The organism is Micromonospora craniellae (assembly GCF_014764405.1).
Taxonomy (GTDB): Bacteria; Actinomycetota; Actinomycetes; order Mycobacteriales; family Micromonosporaceae; genus Micromonospora; species Micromonospora craniellae.
This window is the reverse complement of the sequence record NZ_CP061725.1, coordinates 1,494,675-1,508,955: the sequence shown is the minus strand read 5'-3', so window position 1 is coordinate 1,508,955 and position 14,281 is coordinate 1,494,675. Positions and strand designations below refer to the sequence as shown.

The window sequence follows — 14,281 nt, the reverse complement described above, 5'->3', positions numbered from 1 at the left end:
CGTGCCGCTGTCCGCGATCCGCCCCGCCCATTTCCCCTGGTTCCCGTACGACGGGTTCACCTTCTGCCTCGGCCTGGCCGACGGCGACGCGGCCTGGACGTCGGGCCACACGGCCGCCGCGCTCGACCCCGCGCTGGGCAGGATGACCGTCGGCGGTGACATGGCCAGCCAGGCCCGTACCGCGTACCGGAAGGTGCTGGCCATCCTGGAGGCCGCCGGACACGGTCCGGCCGACGTCACCCGCGTCACCGAGAACATCACCGTCGCCGGCCTCGACGAGTACGCCGCCGCAGCGGCCGTCCGCGCCGAGGTGTTCGGCGACCACCAGCCGGTGGTCCGCACCGTGGTGGTGGAACGGTTGGTACGCCGGGCCGCGCTGATCGAGGTGGAACTGCACGCGGTGGCCGGTGGCGGGCAGACGCTCGCCGCCAGCGAACCCCGTGCCGCCGGGACCTGGGTGCCCTCACCGGTGCGCGACGGGCACGACGGCGCGGTCTACCTGCCGACCATGCTGCCGCTGGACGCCGCCGGCGAGGTAGTCCACCCCGGCGACTTCGTCAGCCAGTACGCGTACTGCCTGGACCGGGCGCAGGATCTGCTGACCGCCGTCGGGCTCTCCCTGGACGCCGCTGTCACCACCTACGACTACTCCACCCCGGCGACCCGCGACGTCTATCGCAGGACCCACCGGGTCCGCGCCGAACGCCTCGGCGGCGCCGGGGTGTACCCGGGGGCCGGCGGCATCCTGATGAGCCGGCTGCACCACCCCGACGTGCTGGTGGCCATCGACGTCACCGCGTCGCGGCACCCGCTCGAACTGGTCAACCCGGGCTGGTCGCGCTACGACTCGCTGACCTACGCGCCCGGGGTACGCGCCGGCCGGACGCTGTACATGTCCGGGTTCGCCGCCCTGGACATGCAGACCCAGCAGGCGCTGCACCCCGACGACATCGGCGCGCAGGCGGAGGTGACGTACGGCGCGATCCGGCACCTGCTGGAGTACGCCGGGCTGGGCCCGCAGGACCTGGTGGAGACCACCGAGTACTGCGTGGCGTCGGCGATCGGCGACTACCGGGCCGTCGCCGGGGTACGCGAGCGGTTGCTCGGACCGCCCTGGCCGGCGTCGACCGGGGCGATCTGCGCCGCGCTGCTGCGCCCGGAGTTCCTGCTGGAGGTCTTCCCGACCGCTGTCTACCCCGAGCATGCTGAGCCCGCCGAGAACGCCGGGGGGAGCCGATGAGCCTGCTGACCGACGAGGTGCGGGCGCTGCTGGGCAACCGTCGGGTCTACACCGCGCCGGAAGCCCTCGGCGCCGCCGCCTGCCGCTACTTCGCCCAGGCGGTCGGCGACGACAACCCGATCTACCGCGACGAGGCGTACGCCCGCGTGCACGGGCTGCCCGGGGTGACCGCGCCGCCGACGCTGATCTGCGAGACCGGCCAGTACACCGGGCTGCCGATGGACCGGGACGGCTACGCCGGGCACTCCTGGCACCTGCACGTGCCGGGCACCCGGCAGGTGCGCGGCGGCAACGCGTACACCTTCCACCGGCGGATCCGGCCGGAGGACGTGATCACCGCGACGTGGGAGATCCACGACCTGACCGAGAAGCGCACCCGCGACGGCAGGGACATGTTGATCGTCGGCTCCCGGGCCACCTACACGAACCAGGACGGCGACCTGCTCGCCGTCAACGAGGAGACGATCATCCTGGTCGCGATGGACGGTGAGGCCGGATGATCCCCCGCGTCGGCGACACCCTGCCGGAGCTGCGCCGCACCATCGCCCTGGTCGACATGATCGCGTACGCCGGTGCCACCTGGGACTGGTACCGCCTGCACTACGACCCGGAGTTCGTCGCCGCCGCCGGGGTGCCCGGTCCGGTAGTCGACGGGCAGGTCTTCGGCGCCCTCTTCGTGAAGTTGCTTCAGGACACCTTCGGCCCGGCCTGCTTCGTGCACCAGCTCTCCTTCACCTTCCGCAACCTGATGTTCGCCGGGGAGACGGTGCGGTGCACCGGCACCGTGGTCGGGGTCGCCGACGACCGGATCGAGGTCGAGTTGGACGCCACCATCCTGGCCAGCGACTACGGCCCCGAGCGCCCGGCGGCCCGGCCGGCGCGGGCGACCGTGCTGCTCGGCACCGCCGACGGGCCGGGCGCGCCCGCCGCCGTACCGTCGCCGGGCGGTGCGACGTGACCGGGCGCGACCGCGCGACGGTGGCGGTCGTGGGCACGGCCGAGTCCGATCTCGGCGTCACCACCGCCGGCACGCTCACGTTGCAGACCCAGGCGGTCACCCGGGCCCTCGCCGACGCCGGGCTGACCCTCGCGGACGTCGACGGGCTGGCCACCACCGGCGTCTCCCGCTTCTCCACCACCTCGCTGGCCGAGCACCTCGGCGTGCGGCCCCGCTGGGTCGACGCCAGCTTCGTCGGCGGCAGCGCCGCGGAGATGATGGTCGCCCGCGCGGTGCAGGCGATCGGCGCCGGTCAGGCCGACGTCGTGGTGGTCAGCTTCGCGTCCAACCAGCGGTCGGCGCGCTCCCGCAGCCTCGCCGGGGTGGTCGAGCAGCACACCCCGGAAGCCCAGTTCGAGACGCCGTACGCGCCGCTGTACCCGATCTCGTACTACGCGATGGCGGCGCAGGCGTACCTGCACCGGTACGGCGGCGGCACCCCGGACCAGCTCGCCGAGATCGCCGTCGCGGCGCGCGAGTGGGCCCGGCTCAATCCGGCCGCGTACCGCCACGACGCGCCCCCGCTGACCGTCGACGAGGTCCGGGCCGCGCCGATGGTCTCCACCCCGTTGACCGTCGCGGACTGCTGCCTGGTCACCGACGGCGGCGGTGCGATCGTGCTGACCAGCGCCGACCGGGCCCGCGACCTGCGGCACACCCCGGTGGCGGTGCTCGGCTACGGGGAACGCTCGACCACCGCCTCGATGACCGGTGCCGACGACATCCTCGACACCGGGGCCCGCCAGGCCGCCGCCGAGGCGTACGCGCGCGCCGGGATCACCCCGGCCGACGTGGACGTGGTGCAGGTGTACGACTCGTTCACCATCACCGCCGCGCTCAGCATCGAGGCGCTCGGCTTCTGCGGCGAGGGCGAGGTGCTCGACTTCATCGCCGACGGCCGGATCCGGCCGGGCGGCGCCCTGCCGCTGGACACCTCCGGCGGCGGCCTGTCCTACTGCCACCCCGGTCAGTTCGGGGTGCTGCTGCTGGTCGAGGCGGTACGCCAGTTGCGCGGCGAGGCCGGGGCCCGACAGGTGCCGGGTGCCCGGATCGCGGTGGCGCACGGCACCGGCGCGATCCTGTCCACCCACGCCACCGTCGTGCTGGGGGTGCGGTGATGGACCCGGTACCCGAGGTGCCGCCCGCCGACGACCTCACCGACGGCTGGTGGCAGGCGACCCGTGACCATCGGCTGGTGGTGCAGGCGTGCACCGGCTGCGGGCACCGCCAGCTCCCGCCCCGTGCGGTCTGTACCCGGTGCGGGGCGACCACCGGTCTGGGCTTCACCGAGGTCGGCGGCGACGGACGGGTCGACACGTACACGCATGTGCACCGTCCGCCCCGGCGGGACCTGGCCGCCCCGTACACGATCGCCCGGGTCCGGCTCGCCGAGGGCCCGCTGCTGCTCGCCCGGCTCGTCACCGACGATCCCGACGGCTGGCGGATCGGCGACCGGGTCCGGGTCGACTGGGTCGACCTGCCCGACGGCCGTGCCCTGCCGATCTTCCGCCGCGCACCCCGCTGACGTCACCCCCCAGGAGACACCGATGGACTTCACCCTCACCGAGGAGCAGCGCGAGTTCCAGCAGTTGCTGCGTTCCTTCGTGAACCGGGAGATCATCCCGGTGGCGCGGGAATGGGAGCAGACCGGCCGCTACCCGACGGAGATCGTGCGAGGGATGGCCGACATGGGGCTGTTCGGCATCACCGTCCCCGAGTCCTACGGCGGCCTCGACCTCGACCCGGTGTCGTTCGCCCTGGTCTTCGAGGAGATCTCGCGCGGCTGGATGGGTGTCGCCGGCATCCTCGGCAGCCACTCGCTGGCCTGCCGCATGATCGCCATGCACGGCACCGAGGAGCAGAAGCAGTCGTACCTGCCGGGGTTGGCCACCGGCGAGCGCCGCACCGGCATCGGGTTGACCGAGCCGGACGCGGGCACCGACCTCCAGGGCATCCGCACCACCGCCCGCCGCGACGGCGACCACTACGTGGTCAACGGCACCAAGATGTGGATCACCAACGCCCGGTACGCCGACCCGCTGCCGGTGCTGGTGAAGACCGACCCGACGGCCGTACCCGCGCACCGGGGCATGAGCATCCTCCTGGTCGACGCGGACCTGCCCGGTTTCACCGTCACCCGGGACATCCCGAAGCTCGGCTACAAGGGCACCGAGTCCTGCGAGGTGCTGCTCGACGACGTACGGGTGCCCGTCGACCGGCTGCTCGGCGGCGTCGAGGGCACCGGACTCAAGCAGGCGCTGTCCGCACTGGAGTGGGGCCGGGTCAACATCGCCGCCCGCTCGGTCGGCATCGCCCAGCGCGCCCACGAGGAGGCGCTCGGCTACGCCGGGCAGCGCAAGGCGTTCGGCAAGCACATCGCGGACTTCCAGGCCGTCCAGATCAAGCTCGCCACCATCGCCACCCAGGTGCAGGCGGCCCGGCTGATGGCGTACTGGTCGGCCGACGCGGTCCGTCGGGGGCGCGCCGACGCGCAGACCGGCATGGCGAAGATCTTCTGCTCGGAGGTGGCGCTGGAGGCCGCGATCGAGGCCATGAAGATCCACGGCGGGTACGGCTACTCCACCGAGTTCGAGGTCGAGCGGCTCTACCGTGACGCGATTCTGATGAGCATCGGCGAGGGCACCAACGACATCCTGCGTACCGTCGTCGCCAAGGCCCTGGTGCGCGGCGAGGTGACGATCTGATGGGCGCGCCCTTCCCGCCCCGCTCCTACCTGTACGTGCCCGGCAACGCCGCCGACAAGCTGGCCAAGGCGCCCCAGCGGGGTGCCGACGCGCTTATCGTCGACCTGGAGGACGCGGTGCCGCTGGCCGGCAAGGCCACCGCCCGCGACGCCGTGGTGGCGTGGCTCGCCGGCCGCCCGACCGAGCTGCCGATCTGGGTACGGGTCAACTCCGGCCCTCTCGCCGAGGCCGACCTGCGGGCGCTGGCCGGAGCGCCGGCCCTGACCGGGGTGGTGCTGGCCAAGGTGGACACCTCAGCCGACGTGACCGCCGCCGCCGAGCTGCTCGCCGCCGCCGGTGACCACGACACCCTGCTGATGCCGATGGTGGAGACCGCCGCCGCACTGCTCGACGTCCCCGCGCTCGCCCGGCAGGCGCGGGTTCACCAGCTCCAGATCGGCGAGGTCGACCTCGCGGGCGAACTCGGTCTCTCTCCCGGTGCCGACGACGCCGAACTGGCCCCGATCCGCAGCCGGGTGGTGGTGGCCAGCGCCGCCGCCCGCCTGCACCCGCCGGTCGGGCCGGTCTCCACGGTCACCGCTGATCCGGTGGCGCTGGCCGACTCGACGCGTCGGCTGCGCCGGCAGGGCTTCGCCGGACGCGCCTGCATCCACCCCCGTCAGCTACCGGTGGTGCACGAGGTGTACACCCCGACGGGGGCGGAGGTGACGGCGGCCCGCGCCGTCATCGCCCTGCTCGACCGGACCACCGCCGCCGGCAGCGGCGTGGTGCTCGACGAGTCGGGCCGACTCGTCGACCCGGCGGTGTTGCGCTCCGCCCGCCGTACGCTGGCCCTGGCCGATGCGGCGGGTGTCGAGTGAGCGGCACCGGCCCGGCCGGGCCCGCCGTCGGTCACGGCCGGACGCCCCGGCCCGAGCAGGTCGACCTGACCGCCTCCCGCCACCCGTGGCGGGAGGTGCCGATGCCCGGCGCCAACCTCGGCTTCTACCTGACCCGGCTGGCCTCCCGGTCCGGCGCGTTCGTGGTGCACGGCCGCTTCCCGGCCGGCTTCGCCCGCGACGTGGCCGGTGGTTACCTGGTCGACGAGGAGTTCGTCGTGCTCGACGGCGAGCTGCTGCTCGGCGACACCACATACCGCCGGGGTGACCTGACCTTCGTTCCGGCGGGCGCGGTCCGGACCCGGATGAGCGCTCCCGACGGCGCCACCGTGCTCGCCTGGTTCGGCGGGCCGGCGGAGTTCCACCCCGCCGACCGGCTGCCGGCCCCCGCCCTGCCGCTGGCCGAGACCGTCCACCTCGGACCGGACGCGACCTTGCCGGACCTGCCCGGCGCGCTCTGGCGGCGCGGCGCGGCGGTACCCCCCGACGCCACCGGCGACGTGCTGAACGCCGACCTGTCCGGCTGGCGGCGGCTGGGCAGCGGCGCGGCGCCGGGACCGCAGGACCTCGTCCGGCTGGAGAGGTAGCGGATGGGCTCACCGGTCTTCGCCCAACGGTGGCTCGGGATGCAGGGCATCTTCGGCGGGTTCGTGCTCGGTCGGATCGTGGACGCCGCCGACAGCGTCGACGGCTTCGCCCCGCAGGCCGTCACCATGCACTTCGTGGCGGGGGTACGCCCGGGTCCGGTGCAGGTGACCACGGAGACGCTGCACCGGGGACGGGCCACCGCCAGCCTGCGGATCACGCTCAGTCAGCAGGACCGGGCCCGGGTGCACGCGATGGCCTCGCTGGTGCCGGTCGGTCAGCGGTTCCGCTGGCGACGCCGGGAGGACCCGACGGCCTGGGGCGACCCGGAGACGCTGCCCGCGTACGAGCCCCGGCACCGGCCGCTGGCCTACAGCGCCCAGCTCGACGTGCGCACCGGCAGCCCGGCGAGCCTGGCCGACGGCACCTCCGCCTGGGTACGGATCGCACCCGAGGCCGAGCTGGGGGAGGCACTCGGCCCGCACGCCGTCGCCTCCATCTATCTCGACGCGCTGCCGCCCGGCCTGTTCAGCCTCGCCCCGCCACCGCACTTCGTGCCGTCGGTGGACTTCACCGTCCACTTCGCCCCCGATGTCGGCGACGTCGCGGGCGGCTGGCACCACGTGGTCAACCGGACGGTCTGGTCGACGGAGGACTTCTGCGTGGACGAGTCGACGCTGCACGACCGGGCCGGCAACCCGATCGCGCAACTGCGCCAGGGCCGGGCGATCCAGTGGCACGAACCCACCCGTACGCCCGGGGGCGGGTGACCGGGGTGGCCGACAACGGCGTCCTCGCCGCCCTCGACCTGGACCGGACGTTCCTTGCCGAGGAGCACCGGTCGCTGCGCGACCTGCTGCGGCTGGTGGTGGCCCGGGACGTGGTACCCGCCGCGCCTGAGTGGGAGCGGCAGCGGCGGGTACCACCCGGGGCGTTCACCCGCCTCGGTGACCTCGGACTGCTCGGCCTGTCGTTCCCTACCCGCCTCGGCGGCGGGGAGGCGGGCGTCCGGGGCGCCGTGGTGTTCCACGAGGAACTGGCCCGGTCCACCTTCGGCGGGGTGGCCAGCTCGGTCGGCACGCACACCGACTTCTCCGGGCTGCACCTGGCCCGGGCCGGCAGCGCCGCGCAGGTCGACCGGTGGCTGCCGGCGATCCTGGCCGGGCGGACCGTCGCCGCGCTGGCGGTGACCGAACCCGAGGCGAGTTCCGATCTCACCCGGCTCGGCCTGCGGGCCCGCCGCGACGGCGACGCGTACGTCCTGGACGGCACGAAGACCTTCATCACCAACGCCAACATCGCCGGTCTCTTCTTCGTGGTGGCCCGCACCGGCGGCGCGGGGCGGCACGGGCTGTCGTTGTTCGCCGTCGAGCGGGACGCTCCCGGCCTGGCGAACGGCCGTACCTTCGACAAGTCCGGCTGGCACTGCGCCGACACCGGCGAACTCGTCCTCACCGGGTGCCGGATCCCGGCGGCCTGCCGGATCGGTCCGGAGGGGGCGGGGTTCGCGCTGTTGATGCGCGGCCTAGACCACGAGCGGCTCTGCCTGGCGGCACAGGCGGTCGGGCTGGCCGAGGCGGCGCTCGCGGCCACCGTCGACTGGGCGCGGACCCGACCCGCGTACGGCGGGGTGCTCTGGGACAAGCAGGCGGTCCGGCACCGGGTCGCGGACCTGGTGGGGCGGCTCGCCGCCGGCAAGACGCTGCTCTACCACGCCGCCGCACAGCTCGACCGGGGCACCGACGGCCGGGTGTACGCGGCGCTGCTCAAGGCGCAGTTGCCGGAGTTGGCCAACGAGATCGCCTACACGGCGGTGCAGTTCCACGGCGGGGCCGGTTTCGTCCGGGAGGGCCCGGTGGAGCGGATCAGCCGGGACGTCCGCTTCCTCGCCATCGGCGGTGGCGCCACCGAGGTCATGCGCGACGAGGTCGCTCGCCTCATCTGAGTCCGCGACACACCGGCCGTGGCCCCGGCGACGATGTTCGCGGAAACTGTTATCTCGTCCCGGCCCCGCCGTCTCCTGTGGGGAGGCATCGGCCGGGGTGTCTCGTCCGCCCGGAGTGCGGTGCTGCCCGTCCCGCCCGGCACGGCCGAGAGCGTGCTGGCCCACCTGCCGCTGTCGCCCACCCTCACCCCGAACGTCGTGCCGGTCGCCGCCGCCGTCGCGGTGGCCGTCCTCGCCGTCGGGGCCATCGCGGTCGCGCAGCGGACCAGCCCGACGCCCGCACCGGCGGCACCACCACCGGTGGCGGCACCGGCATTCGAGGCGTCCTCGCCGTCGGCCTCCCCGGCCACACCGTCCGCAGCACCGACCACCCCGGCCGCCAGCACGTCACCGTCGGCGAGCCCGTCGGCGAGCCCGTCGTCCCGACCGGCACCCACGGCGGTACGCCCGGCTGCGCCGCCGCCCGCCGCCACCTCGGCGAAGAAGGGCGTCGGCGTCTGGACCTTCGACGGTGTCGACCGGGCGCTCGCCGACTCCGGAGCGAGTTGGTACTACACCTGGAACGTCGCGCATCCCGGCGTGACCGCTCCGCGCGTCAGCGAGTTCGTGCCGATGATCTGGGGCGCGGACAGCGTCACGGCCGCCAACCTGCGGCAGGCCAGGCAGAACGGGAAGTATCTGCTCGGGTTCAACGAGCCGGACCTGGGCGGCCAGGCGAACATGAGCGTGGAGCGGGCGCTGGACCTGTGGCCGCAGTTGGAGGCGACCGGCCTGCCACTGGGTAGCCCGGCGGTGGCCTGGGGCGGGGACCGGCCCGGCGAGTGGCTCGACCGCTTCATGGCTGGCGTGAAGGAACGCGGCCTACGGGTCGACTTCATCGCCCTGCACTGGTACGGCGGCGACTTCCGGACCGCCAATGCGGTGAGCCAGCTCCGCTCCTACCTCCAGGCGGTGCACGACCGGTACGGGCTGCCGATCTGGCTCACCGAGTTCGCGCTGATCGACTTCTCGAACGGGGTCCGCTTCCCGACCCAGGCACAGCAGGCGGCGTTCCTCACCGAGGCGACCCGGATGCTGCGCGGTTTGCCGTGGCTGCACCGGTACGCCTGGTTCGGGCTGCCCGCCAGCGACAGGGACCAGACCGGCCTCTACCGTCCCGGCGGCCAGGCCACCGAGGTCGGCCGCGCCTTCCGGGCCGCCCGCTGACGAGGGCGGGTGGGTTCGCTGCCGGGGCGGCGGTGGCCGCTCAGGGCAGGACGACGTCGAGTGTGGTGACCGCGCCGGCCGTGACGGTGGCGGCCTGCGGCTCGCTCATGCGGTCGCCGGTGTCCACGACGATCTCGTAGCGGCCCGGCGGGAGGCGCCACTCGTACCGGCCGGTGTCGCCGGTGAGGACGCCGATCTCACCGATCGCCGGTGCCGGGTCGTCGAGCGCCTCGACCAGCACGGCGGCGCCCCGCACCGGATCGCCGGCGGCGGTGGTGGCGGTGCCGGTCACGGTGCCGGTGGTGTCACTCCGGGGTGGGGGTGGTGATGGTCCGTCGTCCGAAACCGACCGGTCGCCGTGCCACACCAGCAGGCCGGCCCCGATCAGCAGCGGCGCGGTCACCAGCAGTGCGAGCGCCCCGAGGCGCCCCCTGCTCATACCGGAACCCCGCTTCGCTCGCGCATAACTGCTCCCTCGCTCATGGTGACGGACAGTTACTGGGACGTGTCGGAGTGGCCGGCGGTTCCGTGGGGTGGAGGTAGTTCACCCCCACCCCACGTCCGATTCCGGTCAGCCGTTTCGCCAGGTGATCAGGTTGTTGAAGACCGACTCGGTGATCCGGGTGCCGTGGTTGTTGGTCGAGTGCGGAGGGGATCCGTGCAGGCCGTACGCGTGGATGGCCATCACGCACTGGCCGGTGCAGAACGAACTGCCGGCCGCCCGGGTCTGGTAGACCGGGCTGCCGCTCTGGCAGCCGAAGGTGTCGTTCTGATAGAAGAGCTGCTGGTCGTGGGTGACCTGGATGGTCTGTCCGGCGTGCCGCCACTGCTGCCCGAAGGTCTTGTCGCACGGGTAGCCGCTGACGGTGCTGGCGGCGCCGGTCAGCGTGGCGCCCTGCCACCAGAAGCCGAACCAGCCGGTGGTGTCGCCGGCGGAGCAGTTGAGCCGGATAGCGCCGTAGTCGTTGGTCTCGTTGCCGTTCTGGGTCCAGCCGGTGACCGAGAGCAGTTGGGTCGCGGTGCAGGTGCCGTATGGCGTCGACGCCCCGTTGCGGCCGGGAATGATCTGGAAGTCGCCGCGCGGGTAGAAGCCGTTGCCGCCACCGCCGTTGGCGCCGCCACCCGGGTGGACGCAGTGCCCGGCGGTGGCCACGATGCTGGCTCCGTACAGCCAGCCGGTGCAGCCCCAGGTGGAGCCGCCGGTGGTCCGGACGATCTGCACGATCGCCCGGGACGGGAAGACCGTGGTCGGATTGACCCGGACCCGGTTGTCGGTGCCGATCACGCTGAACACGCCGGCCGAGGCCCCGCCGCCCGCTTTCAGGGACTGGCCACCGGCGTCGGAACGGAGCCCGCCGGGCTGGACGGCCCCGCTGCCGGCGGCACCGGCGCTGCCGGCACCCCGGGAGCCGTCGACGCCCCGCCGCACGCTGCTGGGCAGGGCGGCCAGGGTGGGTACGGTCCCGGAGTCGGCGACGGCGCCGTGCGCGCCGGACCGGGCGGGGGTGGTCGGCGCCGCAGCGGCCGGCGCGGCGGCGACCACCGACGCCAGCGCGGCGGTCAGGCCGACCGCGAGCATGATCCGCAGTCGAGCGGTGATGGACGGTGTGCGGGTCACGTGGGCCCTCCTCATCGAACAGTGACGCTGTCGATGGGGAAGCTATATCGGTCCGGTTGATCCAGACTCGCCTCTGTCTGTCCGTCGACACCGCTACGTTTGGTTTCGGACAGATGGCACACCGTGGCGGCGTGTCGCGTGACGCGCCGCCACGGTGTGTCTCCGCGCTACCGGCCGGGCACGCCCGCCGGTTCCAGATCCGGAGCGTGCGGCGGTGCCGTGTCCCGGCCGCTGGGCATCGGGTAGAGCAGTTGCAGTAGTGGGCCGGCCATAGCGGTCGTCACCAGCGCCATCACGACCATCGACGAGTAGAGCTGGCCGTCGAGCATGCCGAGTTCCAGGCCGACGGCGAGGATGATCAACTCGGTCAGGCCACGGGTGTTCATCAGGACGGCGAGTGCGCTCGCCGGTCGCGGGGCCACTCCGCCGAGGCGGGCGGCGGTGAAGGCGCCGACGAACTTGCCGCCCACCGCGACTGCCAGGATGAGCCCCAGTTCGACGGCGTCGCTGACGTCCATGGTGGACAGATCGACCTTCAACCCGGCGACCACGAAGAAGATCGGCAGCAGCAACCTGCTGTTCAGGTGGATGATGCGCTCGCTGACCTGCGCGGTGACGCCCTGCTCGGGCAGGACGGAGCGGGGCATCACCACGCCGAACAGGAAGGCGCCGAAGATGTAGTGCAGCCCGATCCAGTCGGTGAACGCCGCCGACAGCAGCAACCCGACCAGCGTGATCACCAGGGCCGACGGCCGGGGAGGGCCGCCCTCGGCACGTTCGGCCAGCAGCCGACGCAGCAGCGGCCGGACGACCAGGAACATGGCCAACACGTACGGCACGAACAGCAGCACCCAGACCGATCCGGCGCCGGCACCGGCGACCGCGACCACGACGGCGAGCAGCGACCAGGCGAGCACGTCGTCGATGGCGGCACAGGCCAGTGCCACACTGCCGAGCCAGGTGCGGCTCAGGCCCCGGTCGATGAGGATGCGGGCCAGCACCGGGAAGGCGGTCACCGACATGGCCGCACCCATGAACAGCACGAACCCCAGCTTGCTGTCGGTGGGGTGCCGGGGGAACAGGTAGAGGGCCAGCAGCGCGCCGAGGCCGAACGGCAGGGCGATGGAGCCGGCGGCGACCGTGCCGGCCACCACCCGATGCCCTCGCAGCAGGCCGGCGTTCAGCTCGGCCCCGACGGTGAACATGAACAGCACGACGCCGATCGTCGCCAGTGCGGTCAGGAACGGCCGGATGTCGGTCGGGAAGAGGGTGTCTGAGATGAGGCCGTTGAACAGCGTCGGGCCGAGCAGGATGCCCACCACCACCTCACCGACGACGGGAGGTTGCCGCAGCCGCCGGGCCACCGCGCCCGCCCCGAAGGCGAGTAGCGAGATCAGTGCCAACGCGAGGAGAAGTGGCGGAACCTGATACGAAGACATGGGTGTCTGTCTCCTGGTGAGAGCGGTGAGTTGTCGGCCGCCGGGGGCGTCGGTCCGGCCGTGGGGTGGTGGGCGCTGCCTAGCGGTCCGACGTCGGCGTGGTGACCGGCTTGGCGGTGGCGGCCAGCACCTCGCCGGGCGGCCCGTCGTCCGGCTGCCCGTCGGTGGGCTGCTCGCCCGAGTCGGTGGGCTGCTCGGGCCGGGTGACCAGGTAGACGGCGGAGACGGTGACGGCGGTGGCCACGATGCCCAGCAGCAGCCGGTAGTCGAGCAGGGCGATGAGGGCCGCGCCGACGGCGATCGACAGGGTCTGCGGCACGGTCACCGCGAACTCGAAGGCCGCCGACGCCCGGCCGAGCAGGTGCTCCGGCGTGCGGCGTTGCAGGGCGGTGGTGGCACCGACGACGAGCCACGGTACGCAGAGGCCGAGCAGGGCCATCGCGGCGATTGCCAGCGGCGTCATCTGGATCATCAGCAGCATGCTGGAGACGGCGACCATCGCCAGGCCGATGATCACCGTCATGCTCTCGCTGGTCCGGCGTAGGACCGCGCCTGCGGAGACCCCACCGATGATGGTCCCGATCGCCTGCGCCGCACCGAGTACGCCGAGGAACGTCGGCTCGCGGTCCAGCCCGGCGGTGACCACGGCCAGCCCGATCGCCTCGAAGAAGCCCAGCACGAGCATGGCCAGTCCACAGGAGATGACGAGCTGGCGCAGCGTGACGGTGCGGCCGATGAAGCGCAGGCCGGCGGTGATCTCGGTGCGCCAGGGCTCACCGGACGGGACCGGCTTCGCCTCGTCCACCTTGATCGCGAGCAGCGCGCCGGCGGCCAGGACGAACAACGCGGCGTCGATGAGGATGACCGCCTCCGGGCCGAGCCAGGCGAACAGGCCCGCGCCGACCACCGGTGCGAAGACCCGGATCAGGCCACGGACCGACTGGATGAGTCCGTTGGCGTCGCCCAGCAGATCCTTGGGCACCAGGGACGGCAGCAGGGCGAGCTGGGCGGGACCGGTCACGCTGCCCAGCGCGCCGTAGGCGAACATCACCACGTAGACGAGCCAGACGTGGTGGGCGCCGCCGACCAGGAGCAGCAGCAGGACGACCGTGGCGAGGGCGAGGTTCGCGCCGATGAGCAGGGGACGGCGGCGTACCCGGTCGGAGAGCAGCCCGGCAGCGGGCAGGAGAAGGCTGCCGGCGGCGAAGGAGAACATCACCAGGGCGGCGGCCGAGGTGCTTCCACTTATCGTCTTGACCCAGATCGTCATGGCGAGGAACAGCGCGAAGTCGCCGAGGTTGGACGCCGTGTCCGCCAATACGTAAAGCCGCATCCGTCGCGTGGCAAGAATCCGTGACATGTCCTTCTCCTTGATTAAGGGCGCCGACGCGGGTACGGCCTAAAGGCTGCCCCCAAGGGTCACACAAAAGACCAGTTGAAGGGGTGGATCCGTTTCCACTTGGCACAGTTCTGCCAGCGTGCCGCCAGCCGACCCCTTGGCGGGTGCGCGCCGGAACTAGGCAAAAACGGCCCGAAGATGGCACGTACGCCGGGGTATCTGACCCAATCTTCGGTGGCATGTCCGATTGGTTCCGCCCGGCTGTGCCCGTTGACACCCCGATCCGGTCACTCCTAGCGTGCTGCCTCGTAACTCGGCGGGAGGCGATC

15 protein-coding genes are annotated in these 14,281 nt (G+C 72.9%); 11 read left to right on the top strand and 4 right to left on the bottom strand.

The genetic code is table 11. The annotated features are described in order from the left end of the window. Nucleotide 1: 1 nt before the first annotated feature. From ID554_RS06795 to ID554_RS06745, 11 genes are all read left to right on the top strand, one after another. Complete coding sequence (locus ID554_RS06795) at nucleotides 2–1,240, top strand: RidA family protein (RefSeq protein WP_158573741.1); 1,239 nt, start codon at nucleotides 2–4, stop codon at nucleotides 1,238–1,240. Continuing rightward, nucleotides 1,237–1,740, top strand: a complete 504-nt coding sequence (locus ID554_RS06790; RefSeq protein WP_117228511.1) for an FAS1-like dehydratase domain-containing protein — start codon at nucleotides 1,237–1,239, stop codon at nucleotides 1,738–1,740. The genes ID554_RS06795 and ID554_RS06790 overlap by 4 nt, the downstream gene beginning before the upstream one ends. After that, nucleotides 1,737–2,198, top strand: a complete 462-nt coding sequence (locus tag ID554_RS06785) for a MaoC/PaaZ C-terminal domain-containing protein (RefSeq protein ID WP_117228510.1) — start codon at nucleotides 1,737–1,739, stop codon at nucleotides 2,196–2,198. Before ID554_RS06790 ends, ID554_RS06785 begins: the two co-directional genes overlap by 4 nt. Next, nucleotides 2,195–3,355 (top strand): acetyl-CoA acetyltransferase, encoded by a 1,161-nt coding sequence (locus ID554_RS06780; RefSeq protein ID WP_117228509.1) that lies wholly within the window; start codon nucleotides 2,195–2,197, stop codon nucleotides 3,353–3,355. Before ID554_RS06785 ends, ID554_RS06780 begins: the two co-directional genes overlap by 4 nt. Then, nucleotides 3,355–3,762 (top strand): Zn-ribbon domain-containing OB-fold protein, encoded by a 408-nt coding sequence (locus tag ID554_RS06775; protein ID WP_199489201.1) that lies wholly within the window; start codon nucleotides 3,355–3,357, stop codon nucleotides 3,760–3,762. Before ID554_RS06780 ends, ID554_RS06775 begins: the two co-directional genes overlap by 1 nt. A 22-nt stretch (nucleotides 3,763–3,784) precedes the next feature. Beyond that, nucleotides 3,785–4,942, top strand: a complete 1,158-nt coding sequence (locus ID554_RS06770) for an acyl-CoA dehydrogenase family protein (RefSeq protein ID WP_117228507.1) — start codon at nucleotides 3,785–3,787, stop codon at nucleotides 4,940–4,942. Next, nucleotides 4,942–5,802 carry an HpcH/HpaI aldolase/citrate lyase family protein gene (locus ID554_RS06765; RefSeq protein ID WP_117228506.1) on the top strand — a complete coding sequence of 287 codons (861 nt, stop codon included), beginning with the start codon at nucleotides 4,942–4,944 and terminating at the stop codon, nucleotides 5,800–5,802. Before ID554_RS06770 ends, ID554_RS06765 begins: the two co-directional genes overlap by 1 nt. Then, nucleotides 5,799–6,407, top strand: a complete 609-nt coding sequence (locus tag ID554_RS06760; protein WP_117228505.1) for a cupin domain-containing protein — start codon at nucleotides 5,799–5,801, stop codon at nucleotides 6,405–6,407. Before ID554_RS06765 ends, ID554_RS06760 begins: the two co-directional genes overlap by 4 nt. 3 nt (nucleotides 6,408–6,410) lie before the next feature. Beyond that, a complete protein-coding gene (locus tag ID554_RS06755) occupies nucleotides 6,411–7,175 on the top strand; it encodes a thioesterase family protein (protein WP_117228504.1) in 765 nt (254 codons plus the stop codon). Further along, a complete protein-coding gene (locus ID554_RS06750) occupies nucleotides 7,139–8,350 on the top strand; it encodes an acyl-CoA dehydrogenase family protein (RefSeq protein WP_158573740.1) in 1,212 nt (403 codons plus the stop codon). Before ID554_RS06755 ends, ID554_RS06750 begins: the two co-directional genes overlap by 37 nt. A gap of 120 nt (nucleotides 8,351–8,470) precedes the next feature. After that, the gene (locus ID554_RS06745; protein WP_117228503.1) at nucleotides 8,471–9,556 is read left to right on the top strand and encodes a glycoside hydrolase family protein; all 1,086 of its coding nucleotides are present in this window, start codon (nucleotides 8,471–8,473) and stop codon (nucleotides 9,554–9,556) included. A gap of 40 nt (nucleotides 9,557–9,596) precedes the next feature. On the opposite strand, the gene ID554_RS06740 is transcribed toward ID554_RS06745, so the two are convergent. From ID554_RS06740 to ID554_RS06725, 4 genes are all read right to left on the bottom strand, one after another. Beyond that, complete coding sequence (locus ID554_RS06740; RefSeq protein WP_117228502.1) at nucleotides 9,597–9,995, bottom strand: carboxypeptidase-like regulatory domain-containing protein; 399 nt, start codon at nucleotides 9,993–9,995, stop codon at nucleotides 9,597–9,599. A gap of 132 nt (nucleotides 9,996–10,127) precedes the next feature. Continuing rightward, nucleotides 10,128–11,174, bottom strand: a complete 1,047-nt coding sequence (locus ID554_RS06735) for a trypsin-like serine peptidase (protein ID WP_117228501.1) — start codon at nucleotides 11,172–11,174, stop codon at nucleotides 10,128–10,130. 167 nt (nucleotides 11,175–11,341) lie between these two features. Further along, entirely contained in the window at nucleotides 11,342–12,613 is a 1,272-nt protein-coding gene (locus tag ID554_RS06730) for a cation:proton antiporter (RefSeq protein ID WP_117228500.1), read from the bottom strand. Between the two features lie 79 nt (nucleotides 12,614–12,692). Next, complete coding sequence (locus ID554_RS06725; RefSeq protein WP_117228499.1) at nucleotides 12,693–13,973, bottom strand: MFS transporter; 1,281 nt, start codon at nucleotides 13,971–13,973, stop codon at nucleotides 12,693–12,695. Nucleotides 13,974–14,281 lie beyond the last annotated feature (308 nt).

What these genes read in the sequence shown, in the direction of transcription:
- ID554_RS06790 (WP_117228511.1), top strand. Translation starts at nt 1,237, where the DNA reads ATGAGCCTGCTGACCGACGAGGTGCGGGCGCTGCTGGGCAACCGTCGG.
- ID554_RS06785 (WP_117228510.1), top strand. Translation starts at nt 1,737, where the DNA reads ATGATCCCCCGCGTCGGCGACACCCTGCCGGAGCTGCGCCGCACCATC.
- ID554_RS06775 (WP_199489201.1), top strand. Translation starts at nt 3,355, where the DNA reads ATGGACCCGGTACCCGAGGTGCCGCCCGCCGACGACCTCACCGACGGC.
- ID554_RS06770 (WP_117228507.1), top strand. Translation starts at nt 3,785, where the DNA reads ATGGACTTCACCCTCACCGAGGAGCAGCGCGAGTTCCAGCAGTTGCTG.
- ID554_RS06765 (WP_117228506.1), top strand. Translation starts at nt 4,942, where the DNA reads ATGGGCGCGCCCTTCCCGCCCCGCTCCTACCTGTACGTGCCCGGCAAC.
- ID554_RS06755 (WP_117228504.1), top strand. Translation starts at nt 6,411, where the DNA reads ATGGGCTCACCGGTCTTCGCCCAACGGTGGCTCGGGATGCAGGGCATC.
- ID554_RS06740 (WP_117228502.1), bottom strand. Translation starts at nt 9,995, where the DNA reads ATGAGCAGGGGGCGCCTCGGGGCGCTCGCACTGCTGGTGACCGCGCCG.
- ID554_RS06730 (WP_117228500.1), bottom strand. Translation starts at nt 12,613, where the DNA reads ATGTCTTCGTATCAGGTTCCGCCACTTCTCCTCGCGTTGGCACTGATC.
- ID554_RS06725 (WP_117228499.1), bottom strand. Translation starts at nt 13,973, where the DNA reads ATGTCACGGATTCTTGCCACGCGACGGATGCGGCTTTACGTATTGGCG.